The 3,337-nt window shown below is 57.6% G+C and carries 4 protein-coding genes; 2 read left to right on the top strand and 2 right to left on the bottom strand.

Annotated elements, in window-relative coordinates; translation table 11 throughout:
* Both B3Z49_RS01340 and B3Z49_RS01345 read left to right on the top strand, forming a co-directional pair.
* Positions 1–243: universal stress protein (locus tag B3Z49_RS01340; protein WP_296987685.1), on the top strand; the 243-nt coding region annotated here is incomplete at its 5' end.
* 154 nt (positions 244–397) lie between these two features.
* Positions 398–1,453, top strand: a complete 1,056-nt coding sequence (locus tag B3Z49_RS01345) for an alpha/beta hydrolase family protein (RefSeq protein WP_296987688.1) — start codon at positions 398–400, stop codon at positions 1,451–1,453.
* On the opposite strand, the gene B3Z49_RS01350 is transcribed toward B3Z49_RS01345, so the two are convergent.
* Entirely contained in the window at positions 1,413–2,546 is a 1,134-nt protein-coding gene (locus B3Z49_RS01350) for a helix-turn-helix domain-containing protein (protein WP_296987691.1), read from the bottom strand. The genes B3Z49_RS01345 and B3Z49_RS01350 overlap by 41 nt on opposite strands.
* Positions 2,547–2,685: 139 nt before the next feature.
* Positions 2,686–3,282 (bottom strand): hypothetical protein, encoded by a 597-nt coding sequence (locus tag B3Z49_RS01355; RefSeq protein ID WP_063085856.1) that lies wholly within the window; start codon positions 3,280–3,282, stop codon positions 2,686–2,688.
* Between the last annotated feature and the right edge of the window lie 55 nt (positions 3,283–3,337).

A 3,337-nucleotide genomic window follows, 5' to 3' on the forward strand; every position in this document is an offset into this window, starting at 1 on the left:
GACACCTTGCAGGAAAAGCTTGATGACGCGGCAACCATCCTGCGCAAGGCGGGGTACGAGGTCGATACAGGCTTTGCTTCGGGCGAACCCGAAGACGTGATCAAGGACAAGATCGAAGCGGAAAATATCGATCTTCTGGTCATGGGCGCCTATGGCCATTCGCGCATCCGCAACCTGATCATCGGCAGCACCACCACCGAAATGGTCCGGTCCTGCCATGTGCCGGTGATGATGTTCCGCTAAGACCCATCCTGATCCGTAATCAAAGACCAAGCCCCGGCCAACCGACCGGGGCTTTTTTTGTGCCTGAAAGGTCCTTGATCGCGATCAAGGACGCCAACAGCCCCCCGACCGGTAAAACTCATCGCACCCTTTCATTTGGTTCGAAGGATCAAACATGTTGCGTTTTACCGTCACCACGCTGGCCACTTTGGCGGCTTTTGTCATGGCAACCCCATCTCATGGCGCGCCCTATGCCGTTGGTTTCACCGAAACCACCATCGCGGCAAGTGATGGGAACCGCGCATTGGTTGGTGCAATCTGGTATCCGACCAGCGACACAAACCCAGCCGTACCTGTCGGCGAAAATCCGGTCTTTTTCGGTCAGATGGTGCAGCCTGATGCCGAAATTAAGGACGGGCGCCATCCATTGGTCGTGATGTCGCACGGGTTTGGCGGCAACTGGCGCAATCAGGGATGGCTTGCAACGGAACTCGCCCGGGCGGGTTATGTGGTCGCCGCGATCAATCACCCCGGCACCACCAGCCGCGATGTCACCGCCGAAGTCGGATCCGCATTATGGCTCCGTCCGCGCGATATCAGTCACGTGATCACATCGCTGACCGATAACCCAGTATGGAAGCCCGCCATCGATCCGGCCAACATCACGGTCATTGGTCATTCACTGGGCGGATGGACCGCACTTGAGCTTGCCGGGGCGCGAATGGACATGGATCGGATGGATATGGAATGCCAAGCGCATCCCGAATTCGCCGCCTGCGATGGCCTCGCGGAACTTGAGGTTGGCCGCACACTGGCCGACCGCGCAAAGCTGGCCGCCGACCTTAAAGATGAGCGGATCCGTGGCGCAATCTCGCTTGATCTTGGCCTTGCCCGTGGCTTTACCCCGGAAAGTCTGGCGACCATCGATATCCCGGTTCTGGTCATTGCCGCCGGTGCGCCCAACCCGAAAATCCCCAAGGACCTTGAATCGGGCTATCTGATCGAACATTTGCCGGCCGATTTAACCCGTTACCATGATTTGCCCGGTGCGGCACATTTCAGCTTCCTGCCCGAATGCAAACCGAATGCCGCGATCCTGCTTGAACAGGACGTCCCCGGTGATGGCATTATCTGTCTGGATGGTGACAACGCAACCGATCGATCAGACCTGCATCAGCAGACCATCACCCTTATTCTCGACTTTCTGCGTTCTCTGAAAACAGCTTCCTGATCGGCCCGAACGGTTGATCTGGGGTCGATTGATCAGGATTTGGGTCCGCGTCGCGATAGGCCCGCGGACCCATCCCGGTCACCCGGCCAAATTCGCGATTAAAGTTCGATTTGGTCTGAAACCCGCAGTCAAACATGATTTCAGTCACCGGCTTATCGGTCGTTCGCAGCAGCATCTGCGCCTCTGCCACACGGTATTCGTTGACGACCTGTGACACATTGCGCCCGAAACGGCGGTTAATCGCCCCGGAAATCTGCCGGGCCGGGATCACCACCCGGCGCGCCAATCGATCGAGTGTCAGATCAGGATCGCGATACAGATGCTGCGCGCACATCACCTCATCGATTGCGGCAAGAATGGCATCATCCTCGGCGATGTCGTTGTTGTCTTGCGGATCGTCTTTGTGCTGCGCAGGTGCAGGTTCGGTCACACTGTCAGTCAGCTGCGTGGTCTGTGGACTAAGCCGCTCCAACCGGACCATCAACAACGCCAACACCACCAGAACAACCAACTGCGCAGAGCCGACGATTGTTGCGACGTTTGTGCCCTGGGTGATGCTGAAATCAAGGGCGATCAACCCATCGACGAGCCCTGAGAAAATCAGCGCCCCGCCAACCACGGCAACAATACCCCGAACCGATCCGACATCGCCCAGCCGTGCCTGCGCAAAACGGTCTTCGCCGCGACTGGCCAGAACCATCAGGGCAATACCATATCCGGCGAATTGCAGTGCAATCAGGAAATCAACCTGGATATGCCATTGCCGCCAGGTCAGACTTGCGATGAAAATCGCCAGAACCGGAATAACATGCAGCCACCGCCATCTGGTTTGCGACCGCTCCTTCGAACCGAGTGCAGCAAAGCACATCCAGGCGATGGGCGGCAGCATGGCGGCAAACAACGGGCGCAGAAAACGGAAAATCAGCAGATCGAATTGCCAGCGCAGCCCGACCATGATCACCAGTGCCAGACTGGCGGCAACGAAGATCCGCATGCTCCGCCCAACCGGCCCGGCCGGACCGCGCAGGGTCAGGCGCACCAGCAAAATCGCCAGCAACAAGGCAACAACAAAGGGCAACGGGATTTCAAACATAAGGCTTGGCACAATCTGGCAATTGGCAATCGTAACCTGATGTTTGTCCCGCGTGTCGCAGGGACGCGCAACAAAAAAGACCGCGATGACAGATCACCGCGGCCTTTGGGTTTTGTTCAAATCCCAAACGGGACGTCGATCACCGCAACAGGAAACGTCCCAGATTGTTGTTGATCTGGCGTTCCATTTCGCGATCAAGATCCATCAAAAGGGCCGTGGTGGCGTCATAGACCGCCTGTTCGCGTTCGGCGACCGACATCGATTCCGAAAGCGTACGCGACCGTTCCGCCATTGCCGTTACCTCGCCCTTCTGCATGCCATTGGGGTCCAGCAGCTCAAGCTTGGCTGCGACCTTAAGGTCAATCTTGTCGGACTGATCGTCGGTAAAGACACCCTTGATGCCCTTGGTGGTTTTAAGCGCGTTCGAAGTCACCGAGGCCTCGGTCACGCTATAACGCAGCATGTCATTGGTGCCCGCCGTCTGGATGCGGTCATCGGGCCAGTTCATCGCCATGCGGCCCAGATTGAACGGCAGGGACGACTGGATCGATCCGTCCTCATTGTCCGACCAGGCCGCAACCTTTTCAATCGGACCGGCAGCAAAGACAATCGGATCAAGATGGCGCCATGTCACATCGGGATAGGTCGCAACCGGGCCGCTTGTGCAAGCCGCCATCAGCGCAAGTGCCGCCCCGGCAACAACGGCGCGCAGGCCCTTGATGGACATAACCGTCATGTCTTCGATCTCCTTTGATCAATCACACAGATAAAAAAACAACGCCACCATGGCG

This window comes from Thalassospira sp. UBA1131 (assembly GCF_002311515.1).
Taxonomy (GTDB): Bacteria; Pseudomonadota; Alphaproteobacteria; order Rhodospirillales; family Thalassospiraceae; genus Thalassospira.